The 14326-nt window shown below is 53.3% G+C and carries 13 protein-coding genes; 9 read left to right on the top strand and 4 right to left on the bottom strand.

Going from position 1 to position 14326, the window contains the following annotated elements; translation table 11 throughout:
- Positions 1-25: 25 nt before the first annotated feature.
- The 3 genes from EYY67_RS15955 to mutH all read right to left on the bottom strand — a co-directional run bounded on the left by EYY67_RS15955 (position 26) and on the right by mutH (position 2242).
- Positions 26-1066: an NADP(H)-dependent aldo-keto reductase gene (locus tag EYY67_RS15955; RefSeq protein WP_095923246.1), complete on the bottom strand. Its 1041-nt coding sequence runs from the start codon at positions 1064-1066 to the stop codon at positions 26-28.
- A 182-nt stretch (positions 1067-1248) separates the two neighbouring features.
- Positions 1249-1467 carry a YgdI/YgdR family lipoprotein gene (locus EYY67_RS15950; RefSeq protein ID WP_162928568.1) on the bottom strand — a complete coding sequence of 73 codons (219 nt, stop codon included), beginning with the start codon at positions 1465-1467 and terminating at the stop codon, positions 1249-1251.
- A gap of 88 nt (positions 1468-1555) precedes the next feature.
- Positions 1556-2242, bottom strand: a complete 687-nt coding sequence (gene mutH, locus EYY67_RS15945) for a DNA mismatch repair endonuclease MutH (protein ID WP_131693860.1) — start codon at positions 2240-2242, stop codon at positions 1556-1558.
- 695 nt (positions 2243-2937) lie between these two features.
- Here mutH and rppH point away from each other — a divergent pair.
- The 9 genes from rppH to ptrA all read left to right on the top strand — a co-directional run bounded on the left by rppH (position 2938) and on the right by ptrA (position 12915).
- Positions 2938-3465, top strand: coding sequence for an RNA pyrophosphohydrolase (rppH, locus tag EYY67_RS15940; protein ID WP_013574162.1), 528 nt, complete (start codon positions 2938-2940; stop codon positions 3463-3465).
- An 11-nt stretch (positions 3466-3476) separates the two neighbouring features.
- Positions 3477-5723, top strand: coding sequence for a phosphoenolpyruvate--protein phosphotransferase (gene ptsP / locus EYY67_RS15935; RefSeq protein ID WP_095923243.1), 2247 nt, complete (start codon positions 3477-3479; stop codon positions 5721-5723).
- A 182-nt stretch (positions 5724-5905) separates the two neighbouring features.
- Complete coding sequence (gene lgt / locus EYY67_RS15930; RefSeq protein WP_095923242.1) at positions 5906-6775, top strand: prolipoprotein diacylglyceryl transferase; 870 nt, start codon at positions 5906-5908, stop codon at positions 6773-6775.
- A gap of 6 nt (positions 6776-6781) precedes the next feature.
- Complete coding sequence (gene thyA / locus EYY67_RS15925; RefSeq protein ID WP_131693859.1) at positions 6782-7576, top strand: thymidylate synthase; 795 nt, start codon at positions 6782-6784, stop codon at positions 7574-7576.
- Positions 7577-7821: 245 nt separating this feature from the next.
- Positions 7822-8316 (top strand): prepilin peptidase-dependent protein, encoded by a 495-nt coding sequence (locus EYY67_RS15920; protein ID WP_267890970.1) that lies wholly within the window; start codon positions 7822-7824, stop codon positions 8314-8316.
- The gene (locus EYY67_RS15915) at positions 8307-8894 is read left to right on the top strand and encodes a prepilin peptidase-dependent protein (RefSeq protein WP_095923239.1); all 588 of its coding nucleotides are present in this window, start codon (positions 8307-8309) and stop codon (positions 8892-8894) included. Before EYY67_RS15920 ends, EYY67_RS15915 begins: the two co-directional genes overlap by 10 nt.
- Positions 8891-9391, top strand: a complete 501-nt coding sequence (locus tag EYY67_RS15910; RefSeq protein WP_242675603.1) for a YgdB family protein — start codon at positions 8891-8893, stop codon at positions 9389-9391. The genes EYY67_RS15915 and EYY67_RS15910 overlap by 4 nt, the downstream gene beginning before the upstream one ends.
- Entirely contained in the window at positions 9384-9719 is a 336-nt protein-coding gene (locus EYY67_RS15905; protein ID WP_095925206.1) for a prepilin-type N-terminal cleavage/methylation domain-containing protein, read from the top strand. The genes EYY67_RS15910 and EYY67_RS15905 overlap by 8 nt, the downstream gene beginning before the upstream one ends.
- Positions 9720-10029: 310 nt before the next feature.
- Complete coding sequence (gene ptrA / locus EYY67_RS15900; RefSeq protein ID WP_131693858.1) at positions 10030-12915, top strand: pitrilysin; 2886 nt, start codon at positions 10030-10032, stop codon at positions 12913-12915.
- Positions 12916-12990: 75 nt separating this feature from the next.
- Here the strand turns inward: ptrA and argA are convergent, their stop codons facing one another.
- Positions 12991-14316, bottom strand: a complete 1326-nt coding sequence (argA, locus tag EYY67_RS15895; RefSeq protein WP_095923236.1) for an amino-acid N-acetyltransferase — start codon at positions 14314-14316, stop codon at positions 12991-12993.
- Positions 14317-14326 lie beyond the last annotated feature (10 nt).

Genomic DNA, 14326 nt, shown 5'->3' with positions numbered 1-14326 from the left:
TTTTTTGTTGCCTGCAATCCGGTGCTTATGGCGCCGGAATGGTGAAGCGTTTGTGGATATTTTCCAGATCCGCGAGGATTTCCGCATCAAGCGTCACATCCTGACTGTCGATGTTGATCTTCAGCTGTTCCAGCGTGGTCGCGCCTAACAGTGTACTGGCGACGAACGGTTGCTGACGCACAAAGGCCAGCGCCATCTGTGAAGGATCCAGATTGTGTTTCTTCGCCAGCGCCACGTATTCGGCAATCGCCGCTTCCGCCTGCGGTGAAGAGTAACGGGTGAAGCGGCTGAACAGCGTATTACGCGCTCCGGCCGGTTTCGCGCCGTTGAGGTATTTACCGCTCAGCGTGCCGAAGGCCAGGCTGGAATACGCCAGCAGTTCCACGCCTTCATGCTGACTGATTTCCGACAACCCGATTTCAAAGCTGCGGTTCAGCAGGCTGTACGGGTTTTGAATGGAAACGATACGCGGCAGATCGTGTTTTTCCGCCAGTTGCAGATAACGCATCACGCCCCACGGGGTTTCGTTCGACACCCCGATATAACGGATTTTACCGGCGCGTACCTGTTCGTTCAGCGCTTCCAGCGTTTCCAGCAAGGTCACCGGAGATTGCTCTTCGGTGTACTGATAGCTCAGTTTGCCGAAGAAGTTGGTCTGGCGCTGCGGCCAGTGCAACTGATAGAGATCCAGATAATCCGTGTTCAGACGTTGAAGACTGGCATCCAGTGCCGCGCGGATATTTTTGCGATCCAGCATCTGAGCCGGGCGAATGGCGTTGTCACTGCCACGGGAAGGTCCGGAGACTTTGCTCGCCAGAACAATTTTCTCACGGTTGCCCCGGGCTTTCAGCCAGCTGCCGATATAGCTTTCCGTCAGACCCTGCGTTTCAGGGCGCGGCGGAACGGGATACATCTCTGCGGTATCAATCAGGTTGATGCCCGCCGCAACGGCGTAATCGAGTTGCTGGTGGGCGTCGGCTTCGCTGTTTTGTTCACCAAAAGTCATGGTGCCAAGTCCCAGTAAGCTCACTTCTAAAGAACTGTGGGGTATACGGTGATATTGCATTGCCGGTCTTCCTTTATATCTGAGAATGTCAGCCTGTTAGAAAAAGCGCCTTAACTGACTATATACAAGGCAGGCAGATGGGGGAAGTGGCAGTGTGTGCGGGAGAAACGGCGCGGGCGGGGGATAAAATGTAAAGAGCCAGTCATGAGAACCGGCTCCCTCAGGGTAAAGAGAAATCCTGCTTAACGCTTCATGACCTGGCTGACATTATCATTGTTGATCTGGCGGTCATTGCCTTGCTCATCTGTATAACTCAGCAGACCGGTGGATTTATCCAACTTGGGTTTGCCGTCGGTCAGGATCATATTGCCGTCTTTGGTTGAGATCACATAGTCGCTGGCACAACCCGCGAGACCCAACACCAGAATCGCAGCACCTGCTGCCATCAACGTTTTCTTCATCATGGTTAACATTCCTTTTTGTCAGTACCGAAGAGAGTCACAATTTAGCGTAGCAAACTATGCCGCAGGCGTCGGAAAATGATATCGGTTAAAGCTGAAAATGCCGGGCCAGCAGCGCGGCGGTGAAACGCTTCTTAAGATAGAAGCCACGCGGCAGCGTCATCACCGGTTGGCCGAATTCGCCGATCGCTTCGGTCAGCGCTTTGCTGTTTGCGGCTTTTGGTCGTATTTGCAGAAATTCCCCGTGACGCGCGGTGATGCTTTCCACTTTGCCCAGCACGATCAAATCCATCAGTTCTTCCCAGTCCTGACGCAACTGGTCGTCTTCTTCCTGCGAGGGTTGCCACAATAAGGGCGCGCCGATGTGGCGCTCCGCCAGCGGGATCTGTCGCTCTCCTTCCACCGGTATCCACAGCACCCGCGCGAGTTTGTGGCGCACATGGCTGTTTTCCCACGTTACGCCGCTGTTGCCGGTTAACGGGGCGACGCAGACAAACGTGGTTTCCAGCGGCCTGCCACGGGAATCAATAGGGATGGTTTTCAGCTCAATACCGAGGTCGGCGAAATCCTGCTCCGGTTTGCTTCCTGCCACCGCACCGAGATAGACCTCGAGCAACATGCCGACCCAGCCTTTTTCCCGTTTCAGGTTTTCAGGAATAGGCAGCCCGGCGTGGGTGGCAAGTTCACCCAATGTATGACCCGCCAGAGATTGCGCGCGGAGCAACAGCGCCTGTTCGTTGTGCGGGGGCAGGGTGGCTGGCAAAGGAATAGACATAAAAAACAATGCTCACTCAATAGATTAAATTTCGTACTGCTTTTGTCGGGCACAGGGAATAAAAACGTATCCCTGTGGAACAATGAAATAATAGCATGATTTGCCTTAGGTTTTTTTTCGCTTTCTGGCCTGTTTTGTTCTCAGATGATTAGGTTGATCACCTGTTGAAGGCGACAATGAACAGGATCTTCCACCTACTTATCCACAGATTTCTTGGATAACCTCGTCTTAATCCGATCACTGGTTCGATTTACAGGCTTGACGCGCGGGGTTTTATCCAATTTTTGGGCTGACCGCGTCAACTTTTAGGCGATCGCTGTGGATAAAAACGACATTGGTGGATCTTTCGCCAGATCACTTTTGAGTGTGAGATAACTCTCATTTTTTGCCCTGGGATAACTGTGTGAAATGTCTTTATCGTTATGTTTTAAAGGGATTTAATGGGATTTAATTTTTGGGATAAAAATAAGTTCCGCAGAGTTTTACCCCGCTTACTATGAAGTTCTTCACATATCTATCCACAGAAAAAGTGAATAAAATCGCGGGTGATTTCAAAAATCTGTTTATAACTTGGCGTATAACTGTGAGTTATCCCATTTTTATTCATGCGGTTCGGCATTAACCAGTGGTTTACCGCCTGTTGGTAGTATGAAACAATCAGAACATCTATGAGTTTAAGCTATTGAGGTAGTCCGGTGATCGATGATGATGGCTACCGCCCGAATGTTGGTATTGTAATCTGTGACAAGCAGGGTCAGGTGTTGTGGGCCAGACGATACGGCCAGCACTCCTGGCAGTTTCCGCAAGGGGGCATCAACCCCGGCGAAACCGCTGAGCAGGCCATGTACCGCGAGCTGTTTGAGGAAGTGGGGCTTGGCCGTAAAGATGTGCGTATTCTGGCTTCAACCCGTAACTGGTTACGTTATAAATTGCCAAAACGTTTGGTGCGTTGGGACACAAAGCCGGTTTGTATCGGCCAAAAGCAAAAATGGTTCTTGCTGCAACTGATGTGTAACGATGCTGATATCAATATGCAGCGCAGCAGTACGCCTGAATTTGATGGCTGGCGTTGGGTGAGTTTCTGGTATCCGGTTCGTCAGGTGGTGTCATTCAAACGCGATGTTTACCGGCGCGTCATGAAAGAGTTTTCCACTACGATTATGCCGATGCAGGAAGTCTCTCTTCCCAGGACATCACCCGCTTATCGTCGTAAAAGAGGCTAAGTCACGAAGAGATGCTCACGCGTTTGCGAGAAATTGTTGAAAAGGTAGCAATGGCGTCCAGCCTCAATGATGCGCTGGACGTACTGGTCAACGAAACCTGCCTGGCGATGGACACAGAAGTGTGTTCCGTCTATCTCGCTGACAATGACCGCCGTTGTTATTACCTGATGGCGACGCGAGGTTTGAAAAAACCTCGCGGGCGGACTATTACGCTGGCCTTTGATCAGGGGATTGTCGGACTGGTAGGGCGTCTGGCAGAACCCATCAACCTTGCCGATGCGCAGAGCCATCCCAGCTTCAAATACATTCCTGCCGTAAAAGAAGATCTTTTCCGATCCTTTTTGGGCGTGCCGATCATTCACCGTCGTCAGCTGCTGGGCGTGCTGGTTATTCAGCAACGTGAACACCGTCAGTTCGACGAGAGTGAAGAGTCATTTATGGTCACGCTGGCGACTCAGCTGGCGGCGATCCTCTCTCAGGCACAGCTGAATGTCCTTTACGGGCGTTTCCGCCAGACCCGCGTCCGCGCACTTGCGGCATCGCCGGGCGTGGCGATCGGTATCGGCTGGCAGGACAGCTCGCAGCCTTCGCTCGACCATGTTTATATGGCGTCCACGCTCGATACCGTGCGTGAACGCGAACGACTGACCCGCGCACTGGAAGATGCCGGTGCGGAATTCCGCCGTTTCAGCAAACGCTTCACCGCCAGCGCACAGAAAGAAAGCGCCGCGATTTTCGATCTCTATTCCCACCTGCTTAACGATGCCCGTCTCAAACGCGAATTGTTCGCCCAGATAGATCAGGGTGCGGTGGCCGAGTGGGCGGTCAAAAAGGTGGTTGAAGAGTTCGCTGCACAATTTGCCAGCCTGCAGGATACCTATCTGCGTGAGCGCGGCAGTGATTTACGCGCCCTGGGCCAGCGTCTGGTATTTCATCTCGATGACACCATTCAGGGCAACACGCAGTGGCCAGAACGTTTCATACTGGTCGCCGATGAACTGACTGCCACCTTGCTGGCGGAAGTGCCGCAAGACAGGCTGGCAGGCGTGGTGGTACGTGATGGTGCGGCCAACTCCCATGCGGCAATTTTAGTCCGTGCGATGGGCGTACCGACCATTATGGGCGCCGACATCCAGCCAGCCCTGCTCAGCCAGCGGCAACTGATCGTCGACGGTTATCGCGGTGAGTTGCTGATTGACCCGGAAGCCGTGCTGGTCACGGAATATAAGCGACTGATCAGCGAAGAAATGGAGCTGAGTCAGAAGGCTGAAGACGACGTTGAGCAACCGGCGGCGCTGAAAAGCGGCGAGCGGGTGAAAGTCATGCTCAATGCCGGTCTGAGTGCCGATCACGAAAAACTGTTTGGCAGCCGCGTTGACGGTGTCGGGCTGTACCGCACTGAAATACCGTTCATGCTGCAAAGCGGTTTCCCTTCCGAGGAAGAGCAGGTCGCGCAATATCAGGGCATGTTACAGCTGTTTCCGCAAAAGCCGGTGACGCTGCGTACGCTGGATATCGGTTCCGACAAACAACTGCCTTATATGCCCATCAGCGAGGAAAACCCGTGTCTGGGCTGGCGTGGCATCCGCATTACCCTCGATCAGCCGGAAATTTTCCTGATCCAGGTGCGCGCCATGCTGCGTGCTAATGCCGCGACCGGTAATCTCGGCATTCTTTTGCCGATGGTCACCAGCCTCGAAGAGATTGATGAGGCGCGGCGTTTAATCGATCGCGCCGGGCGCGAGGTGGAAGAACAGCTGGGTTATGAGCTGCCACGAACCCGCCTTGGCGTGATGATTGAAGTGCCGTCGATGGTCTTTATGCTGCCTGCGCTGGCCGGGCGGGTAGAATTTATTTCGGTCGGCACCAACGACCTGACGCAATATCTGCTTGCTGTCGATCGTAACAATACGCGGGTCGCCGGGCTTTACGACAGCCTGCATCCGGCGATGTTGCGGGTGCTCAAGCAAATCGTTACCAGCGCAGAAGCGGCCGGACTGGATGTCAGTTTGTGCGGTGAGATGGCGGGCGATCCGATGGGGGCTCTGCTGCTCACCGGCATGGGCTTTCGTAATCTCAGCATGAACGGCCGCAGCGTCGCCCGTGTGAAATACCTGCTGCGCCGTATCGAATTGCATGACGCCGAAGAGCTGGCCGGACGGGTATTGCAGGCGCATTTCACCACCGATGTGCGTCATATGACCGCTGCATTTATGGAACGACGCGGACTGGGCGGCCTGATCCGTGGGGGTAAATAAGCGCCGGACGCCACGTTCTGCGCTGCGTTATGCTCATCCTGATGGCCTTGCGACGCAGGATGAGATGATTTTTTACAGAACTTTTCCAGCGGCTTAGCCCCGGAAAACCTTCCGGCTATGCTACTATTCGCTCCCTGCTGGCCCCTGACCGGGCAATAATGATAAACAATTTGTGGTGATAGATGAGCAACAGCTATCTGGCGTTTCCCCAGTTTGATCCGGTGATTTTCTCAATCGGACCGGTATCTCTCCACTGGTACGGACTGATGTATTTAGTCGGTTTTGTCTTCGCGATGTGGCTGGCGGTGCGCCGTGCCAATAAGCCAGGCAGCGGCTGGACCAAAGACGAAGTCGAAAACCTGCTTTATGCCGGTTTCCTCGGGGTGTTCCTCGGGGGGCGTATCGGTTACGTTTTCTTCTACAACCTGCCTCTGTTCCTCGAAAATCCGCTATATCTGTTCAAAGTCTGGGATGGCGGCATGTCCTTCCACGGCGGCCTGATTGGCGTGATCGTGGTGATGCTGATTTTTGCCCGTCGTACCAAACGCAACTTCTTCCAGGTTGCCGATTTTATCGCGCCGCTGATCCCGTTTGGTCTGGGTGCCGGTCGTTTAGGTAACTTCATCAATGGCGAACTGTGGGGCCGTGTGACCACCGATGTGCCCTGGGCGATGCTGTTCCCCGGTTCCCGTCAGGAAGATATCGCCATTGCCGCCGCGGATCCTAAATGGCAGCCTTTGCTGAACCAGTACGGCGTATTGCCGCGCCATCCTTCCCAGCTGTATGAACTGCTGCTTGAAGGCATCGTACTGTTCATCATCCTGAACCTGTTTATCCGCAAATCACGCCCGATGGGCGCGGTATCAGGCTTGTTCCTGATCGGTTATGGCTTATTCCGCATCATCGTTGAACATTTCCGCCAGCCGGATGCACAGCTTGGCCTGTTCGACGGGGTCATCAGCATGGGACAGGTGCTGTCCATTCCAATGGTTGTCATTGGCCTGATTATGATGGTCTGGGCATATCGCCGTCCGCAGAAACAATTGTCGTGAGGTAACATGAAACAGTATCTGGATTTAATGCAGAAAGTGCTCGACGAGGGCACCCCTAAAGCCGACCGTACCGGTACTGGCACGTTGTCGATTTTTGGTCATCAGATGCGTTTCAACTTGCAGGAAGGCTTCCCGCTGGTCACGACTAAACGCTGTCATTTGCGCTCCATCATTCATGAACTCCTGTGGTTCCTGAAAGGCGAAACCAACATCGCCTATCTGCGTGATAACAATGTCAGCATCTGGGACGAATGGGCTGACGAAAATGGCGATCTCGGACCGGTTTACGGTAAGCAATGGCGCGCCTGGGGCGCTGCTGATGGCAAGCAAATCGACCAACTGGCAAACGTGGTTGAACAGCTGAAAAAAGACCCGGATTCGCGCCGCATTATCGTGTCTGCATGGAACGTGGGCGAACTGGATCAGATGGCGCTGGCGCCATGCCATGCGTTCTTCCAGTTCTATGTGGCCGACGGTAAATTATCCTGTCAGCTGTATCAGCGTTCATGCGATATCTTCCTCGGCCTGCCGTTTAACATCGCCAGCTATGCGCTGCTGGTGCATATGATGGCGCAACAGTGTGATCTGGAAGTCGGTGACTTTGTCTGGACTGGTGGCGATACGCATCTCTACAGCAACCACATGGACCAGACCCATCTGCAACTGACCCGTGAGCCACGGGCCTTGCCAAAACTGGTGATTAAACGCAAACCTGCCTCCTTGTTTGATTACAACTTCGAAGATTTTGAGATTGAAGGGTACGATCCGCATCCTGCGATCAAAGCGCCTGTCGCGATCTGATTCTCCGTTGTTTACCGCCTGACCCTGTCGTCAGGCGGTGATTTACCTCTCTTCACGTTTCCTGCTGCACTTTTTACTCTTTTTCCTGACGAATCCCACTCCGATTTTCATCCGGATGTTATCCCTGCGAGGCATCACGCAAACTTTCTGTCGCGTGCGTTTTGTTGCAGCGATTGCTCTGAAGACATCCTGGAAAAAATGCTTTTGCCGCTGGCAGTAAAAATCTAAACGCCTATTTTGACCGCATGAAAACAGATAAGCGTGCAGGAGAGCAGGGAATGTCGCTGGTTGAAATGATGGTCGTGGTGGCGCTGGTAGCCATGTGTACATTATGGGGAATCCACAGCTGGCGCAGTTATCAGCAGGCCCTGACGCTCGAACAACATGCCCAGCAGTTGCGGATGTCACTGTATGGCACTCAGGCTGAAGCCAATCATTACAATCGCTCTGCGGTGTTATGGGCGGTCGAAGGGCGCGCCGGATGCGTGGGAACGGGAACCCGACCTGCTGATTGTCATCATGCGACCGGTAAAATCTTTACCCTCACTGATCCGGATATTGAGTTGCTCGATTTTACCAACAAATCGATGGGTTTTTACGGGCTGCGTAACGCGGCAATGGCCGGACATCTGACCCTGAAAAATTCAGCCGGAAGCCTGCGGGTAGTGCTTTCCGCCAGAGGCCGGCTGCGCATATGCAGTGAAAATCAGCCTTTGCTCGGTATCGGGGTATGCCAGTGATGACTTCGCGCTGTCAGGGATTCACCTTACCAGAGGTCATGATTGCGATGGGGATTGGCAGCATGCTGATGCTCAGCGTTGCGCAGCTCTATCCGCTGATACGTCAGAGAAGTCAGAGCCTGGGAAGGCATTATCAGCTGGAACAACTGCTGCGTCAGACGCTTTTTACCGTCGCGAAAGATCTCCGGCGAGCGGGTTTCTGCAACGGCGACTGTGACGGCAAACCGGTCATTATCGGTAACGCTGCCGGTGAAGCCACCGGTTCATGCGTTATTGTTCAGTATGACCTGAACCGCAACGGACGCTGGGAAAAACAAGACACTGCGGAGTCTGAGTATTTTGGCTATCGCCTGCATCAGGGGAGCATTGAAATCCAACGCGGGGCGGGGGACTGCAGCAGTTCCGGCTGGGAAAAGCTTCTCGATACGTCAGAAGTTAAAGTCACAACCTTTAGGGTGACGGAAACGGCGGGAATTTATCCGGGTAGCCTTTACACCCTGCAACTGGGAGCCAGCTGGAGCAACGAGCCGTTAATTCACCGGCAGGTCACCGACGTGCTGGCCGGGCATGCTTTATGAGCCGCAGAACGCGCACTGACATGCAAAGTGTTGGCCTGCTACGACAAAAGGGGAGTGCCATGATATTGAGCGTGATGGTCATGATGGGATTGGGTCTGCTTGCCCTCAACGCCCTGCAACAGCAGCTTTCAGCGGGGCTGGCACTGACATCAAATCAGCACCGTTATGTAATTGCCTGGGAAAATGCCGCGTCAGCCTTATCCTGGGGCATCCGTCAGCCCTGGAGAAATGTGCAGGAACCACAATGGCAATGTCTGAATGTGGCATCGGGCGTGGTGGTCACGGGAAAAGGCAGAGCCTGTGTCAGGCCGTCATTGCGGAAAGACATTTTTCTGGTGCGCGGCGAGGGGCGAATGACGGAAGACAGCGAACCGGTCATGCTTTATCAGCAGGTGAGCAGGGAGGAACAGGCCGACGGCAGTTCGGGCTTTTTACCGCTAAAGCAGGGATGGCTGGATTTTTGCCCTGAAGCAGATGAGCGAATCTGCAATGAATAATCGCAACGCAACGCAGCACGGATTCAGCATGGCGGAAGTATTGATCGCGATGCTATTGCTGTCCGTTTCGCTGCTGGGATTACTGAATTATTACCAGGTACTGACCTATGGATTTATGCGTCAGTGGCAGGTTCAGCAGGCATGGGAAGATGCACATTCACAGCTTGAAGCCTGTTCAGTAACAGGAAAGGGCGCAGAGATTTTGGCAAAAGGCTGGGATTATCAGCTGTCTGATGCTTTCGCCGGAAAATCGTGCGGGCTGGTCAGTGTAGTCGTCCAAACCCCTGCAAAATATCAGGCGGGGTTGCAGCGCTTTTACTGCAGATAACTTCTCAGAATAAGAGATGGTGAACCGCTAAATGTAGGGCAAAAATAGCGTTAAGCCCCTTGCAATGGTGGGCTAACAGCTTAGAGTGGTTTAACAGGGTGATTTTTCCCTCTCGGGAGCATTTGACTTTATGGCATGGGTTGAATGAAATCTCAGACAGGGCAGCCCGATGGATTTTTTACAACTATCCTGTCCCGGCGGGGTCTGAACAGAGTCAACCGCAGAAAATGGCAGGTTGAGGTTCATGGATAACTGAACCGCTTATTTTATTGCCCGTGTGGCACGTTTATTCGATTGAGGGAGAGTGGCAATGTTGAAACAGGTTACCCGAATTTACGGGTTACTGTTGTTATTGACCTTTTGGGCCCCTGTTGTCTCTGGTGCAGCCGAATGGCAGCCATACGCACAAGCTATCAATAAAAGTCAGAACGACCCGCGTCAGTATCAGGCCATCAAACTGGCCAATGATATGACAGTCTTGCTGGTGTCTGATCCTCAAGCTCCCAAGTCACTCGCCGCACTGGCTATCCCGGTCGGCTCGCTGGAAGACCCTGATTCTCAGCTGGGTCTGGCCCATTATACTGAGCACATGTTGCTGATGGGGTCGAAGAAATATCCTCAGCCGGAAAGCCTGTCAGAATTCCTGAAGAAACATGGCGGCAGCCATAACGGCAGCACGGCGTCTTACCGCACCGCGTTCTATCTCGAGGTGGAAAATGACGCTTTGCCGGAAGCCGTCGATCGTCTTTCGGATGCCATCGGTGAGCCTTTGCTGGATCCTGCCAACGGTGACCGCGAACGTAATGCTGTTAACGCCGAACTGACAATGGCCCGTTCGCGGGACGGCATGCGCATGGCGCAGGTTCGTGCTGAAACCTTAAACCCCGCGCATCCGGCTGCCCGTTTTTCCGGTGGTAATCTGGATACATTGAAAGATAAGCCGGGCAGTAAATTACATGACCAGCTGACCGCGTTCTATCAACGTTACTATTCTGCCAATCTGATGGTGGGCGTGATTTACAGTAATAAACCCCTGCCGGAGCTTGCTGATCTGGCCTCAGAAACGTTCGGGCAGATCGCCAATCATCACGCGGTAGTACCGGCGATAACGGTACCGACATTAACCGCTGCGCAGAAAGGTGAGTTCATACACTTTGTTCCCGCACAGCCGCGTAAAGAACTGCGCGTGGAATTTGCCATTGATAACAACAGTGCAGATTTCCGCAGTAAAACGGATACCTATATCAGTTACCTGATTGGTAACCGCAGCCCGAACACTTTGTCTGACTGGTTGCAGAAACAGGGGTATGCCGACGGGATCAGCGCAGGTGCTGACCCGATGGTTAACCGCAATATGGGTGTATTCAATATATCCGTTTCCCTAACGGATAAAGGCCTGGCGGAACGGGATACCGTTATTGCGGCTATTTTCAATTACCTCAATGAGATCCGCGCGCAGGGCATAAAAAAATCCTACTTTGATGAAATCGCACATGTCATGGCGCTCGACTTCCGCTATCCGGCGCTAACCCGCGATATGGATTACGTCGAATGGCTGGTGGATACCATGCTGCGCGTGCCTGTTGAACACGTTCTCGACTCGCCTTATCTGACCGACCAGTATGATCCTAAAGCGATAGAATCTCGCCTGACGGAAATGACGCCACAAAATGCGCGTTACTGGATCATCAGCCCGAACGAGCCGCACAATAAGGTGGCGTACTTTGTGAATGCCCCTTACGAGACAGATAAGGTGCCGCCAAAAACGTTTGAGCGATGGGCTACGCTGGAGAATGGCATTTCGCTGTCTTTGCCTGCGCTCAATCCTTACATCCCGGACTCTCTGGCGCTTGTCACCAAAGATTCCAAAGCGACAAAACCTGAGTTACTGGTTGAAGATAAAGGGCTGCGTGTGTTCTACATGCCGAGCCGTTATTTTGCTGACGAGCCTAAGGCGAATGTGACGGTGTCCTTCCGCAATGAGCAGGCACTCAGCACGGCTAAAAATCAGGTGTTATATGGCCTGACGGATTACCTCACCGGCGTGGCATTTGATCAGCTGAGCTATCAGGCCTCCATTGGTGGGATCACGTTCGGGACCTCGCCGGACAACGGTCTGCAATTTACCGCCACCGGTTTTACCGAGTGCCTGCCGGATTTACTGGCGGCGCTGGTGGATAACTATCCCGAGTTTAAACCGACTCAGGAACAGCTTGATCAGGCCAAGTCCTGGTATCTGGAACGGCTGGCGTCGGCGGACAAAGGCAAAGCCTTTGAACTGGCGCTGCAACCTGTTCAGCTCCTTTCCCGCGTGCCTTATACCGAGCGCAGCGAGCGTGAGAAGCTGGTTTCCGCCATCACGCTGGATGATGTGAATGCTTACCGTGAACAGCTGGTTCATCATGCGGCCGTGGAAGTGATGGTCGTGGGCAATATGACGGCTGATCAGGTTAAGGCGATGTCTCAGCAGATCATGCAAAAGCTGGGTGCGCACGGGACGCAGTGGTGGCGGGGTAAGCAGGCAGAAGTCACAGAGCCGCTCAAAGCCAATATCCAGCGTGTCGGTACCAGTTCAGACTCCGCGCTGGCGGCGGTGTATGTACCTACCGGTTACGATGAAGTACAAAGCATGGGCTACAGCGCGCTGCTCGGGCAGATTATTCAGCCGTGGTTCTACAGTCAGCTTCGCACACAGGAACAGTTAGGCTATGCCGTGTTTGCTTTCCCTATCCCGGTCGGGAAGCAGTGGGGGATTGGTTTCCTGCTGCAAAGCAACAGCAAGCAACCCGATTATCTGTATCAGCGTTATCTGGCGTTTTATCCGCAGGCTGAAAAGCGTCTGCGTGAGATGAAGGATGATGAGTTCCTGCAATATAAGCAGGGACTGGTAAATGAAATGCAGCAGCGTCCGCAGACCTTAGATGAAGAAGCCGATCGTCTTGGCAATGACTTCAGTCGCGGGAATCCTCAGTTTGATACCCGTGCGAATGTCATCCGGGTGATTGCGGGGCTGACACAAACTCAACTGGCGGATTACTTCCATCAGGCCGTGATTCAACAGGATGGTCTGGCGATGTTGTCACAGGTTTCGGGGAATGACAGCAAGACGCCGCAATATGCCGCGCCTGCAGGCTTTAAAACCTGGCCGGATACCTCAACGTTGCAACAGGCGTTTGAGCCTCACGCCGCTAGATAACCTGATGATATTCAGGGAAAAACAAAAGGACACATGAGCGTCCTTTTTTACGGCTTAAGAATGGTTTGCAGGTTTCTAGAGTTCAGCAATCAGGATTTTTGAACGACGCTGGTAGTTGTACATTTCCTGTTTCTGAATCGGCAGAACATCCACTTCCGCAGGTTTGAAGCCGCGCTCCTGGAACCAGTGAATGCTGCGGGTTGTCAGGACAAACAGCCGGTTCAGCCCCATCAGTTTCGCCTGGCTGGCAACACGTTGCAGCAGCATTTCACCGCGTGAGGAACTGCGGTAATCCGGGTGAACCGCCACGCAGGCCATTTCGCCGATCCCTTCATCATGGAACGGGTAGAGCGCCGCGCAGGCAATGGTCAGGTTGTCCCGCTCGATAATGGTGAATTTATCGATTTCCATTTCCAGCTGTTCGCGGGAACGGCGCACCAGAATACCTTGTTGTTCCAGCGGCCGGATAAGCTCAAGGATGCCGCCAATATCATTGATTGTGGCGCGGCGCACTTGTTCGGCACTTTCCATCACGATTTGCGTACCAATGCCGTCGCGGGAGAACAGTTCCTGAACCAGCGCGCCATCTTCCTGATAACTGATCAGGTGGCTGCGGCGGACACCGCTGCGGCAGGCTTTTACCGCGCCACGCAGGAACCGCACGGTACCGGAAAGATAATCTCCGCTGGATTCCATCTTGTCGATTCGCAGCTGTGCATCATTCGGGAACAGTTCGGAAATGATGTTGCCTTCCTCGTTGATCACTCCCTGCGAAGAACAGAAGCCGATCATTTTTTCCGCTTTCAGCTTAATCGCCAGTTGCGTCGCCACTTCTTCCGACGTCAGGTTGAAGCTTTCACCCGTGACAGAAACCGCTACCGGGCCGAGCAACACAATGGCGTTGCTGTCGAGCTGACGGTGAATGGCTTCTTCATCGATACGGCGGATACGGCCACTGTGGCAGTAATCAATCCCGTCATCGACGCCCAAAGGCTGAGCGATGATAAAGTTACCGCTGACCACGTTGATGTGCGCGCCTTGCAGTGGCGTATTATTCAGACTCATCGAGAGCCGCGCCGTGATATCGAGCTGTAACAAGCCGGCTGCCTGCTTGACCAGTTCGAGAGCACGGGCATCGGTGACGCGAATGTTTTTATGATAAATCGGTTCGTAATTATGCTCAGAAAGGTTCTCATCAATCTGCGGGCGGGCGCCATACACCACCACCAGACGGATGCCTAAACTGTGTAACAGTCCGATATCATTGACAATGTTGCTGAAGTTCTCATGTTCAATGGCTTCTCCACCGAGCATTACAACGAATGTTTTGCCACGGTGAGCATTAATATAGGGAACTGAGTGGCGAAATCCCTGAACCAGTTCAGTACTACGTTCCTTCACGGCAAAACCT

Source organism: Rahnella victoriana, assembly GCF_004330295.1.
Taxonomy (GTDB): domain Bacteria; phylum Pseudomonadota; class Gammaproteobacteria; order Enterobacterales; family Enterobacteriaceae; genus Rahnella; species Rahnella victoriana.
The sequence above is the reverse complement of the archived record's forward strand: the minus strand, read 5'-3'. Positions and strand labels throughout refer to the sequence as shown.

Excerpts from the sequence above, each read along its gene's own strand:
- ptrA (WP_131693858.1), top strand. The coding sequence starts at position 10,030 with ATGTTGAAACAGGTTACCCGAATTTACGGGTTACTGTTGTTATTGACC.
- mutH (WP_131693860.1), bottom strand. The coding sequence starts at position 2,242 with ATGTCTATTCCTTTGCCAGCCACCCTGCCCCCGCACAACGAACAGGCG.
- thyA (WP_131693859.1), top strand. The coding sequence starts at position 6,782 with ATGAAACAGTATCTGGATTTAATGCAGAAAGTGCTCGACGAGGGCACC.
- ptsP (WP_095923243.1), top strand. The coding sequence starts at position 3,477 with ATGCTCACGCGTTTGCGAGAAATTGTTGAAAAGGTAGCAATGGCGTCC.
- EYY67_RS15955 (WP_095923246.1), bottom strand. The coding sequence starts at position 1,066 with ATGCAATATCACCGTATACCCCACAGTTCTTTAGAAGTGAGCTTACTG.
- EYY67_RS15920 (WP_267890970.1), top strand. The coding sequence starts at position 7,822 with ATGAAAACAGATAAGCGTGCAGGAGAGCAGGGAATGTCGCTGGTTGAA.
- EYY67_RS15950 (WP_162928568.1), bottom strand. The coding sequence starts at position 1,467 with ATGAAGAAAACGTTGATGGCAGCAGGTGCTGCGATTCTGGTGTTGGGT.
- EYY67_RS15905 (WP_095925206.1), top strand. The coding sequence starts at position 9,384 with ATGAATAATCGCAACGCAACGCAGCACGGATTCAGCATGGCGGAAGTA.
- lgt (WP_095923242.1), top strand. The coding sequence starts at position 5,906 with ATGAGCAACAGCTATCTGGCGTTTCCCCAGTTTGATCCGGTGATTTTC.
- EYY67_RS15915 (WP_095923239.1), top strand. The coding sequence starts at position 8,307 with ATGCCAGTGATGACTTCGCGCTGTCAGGGATTCACCTTACCAGAGGTC.
- EYY67_RS15910 (WP_242675603.1), top strand. The coding sequence starts at position 8,891 with ATGAGCCGCAGAACGCGCACTGACATGCAAAGTGTTGGCCTGCTACGA.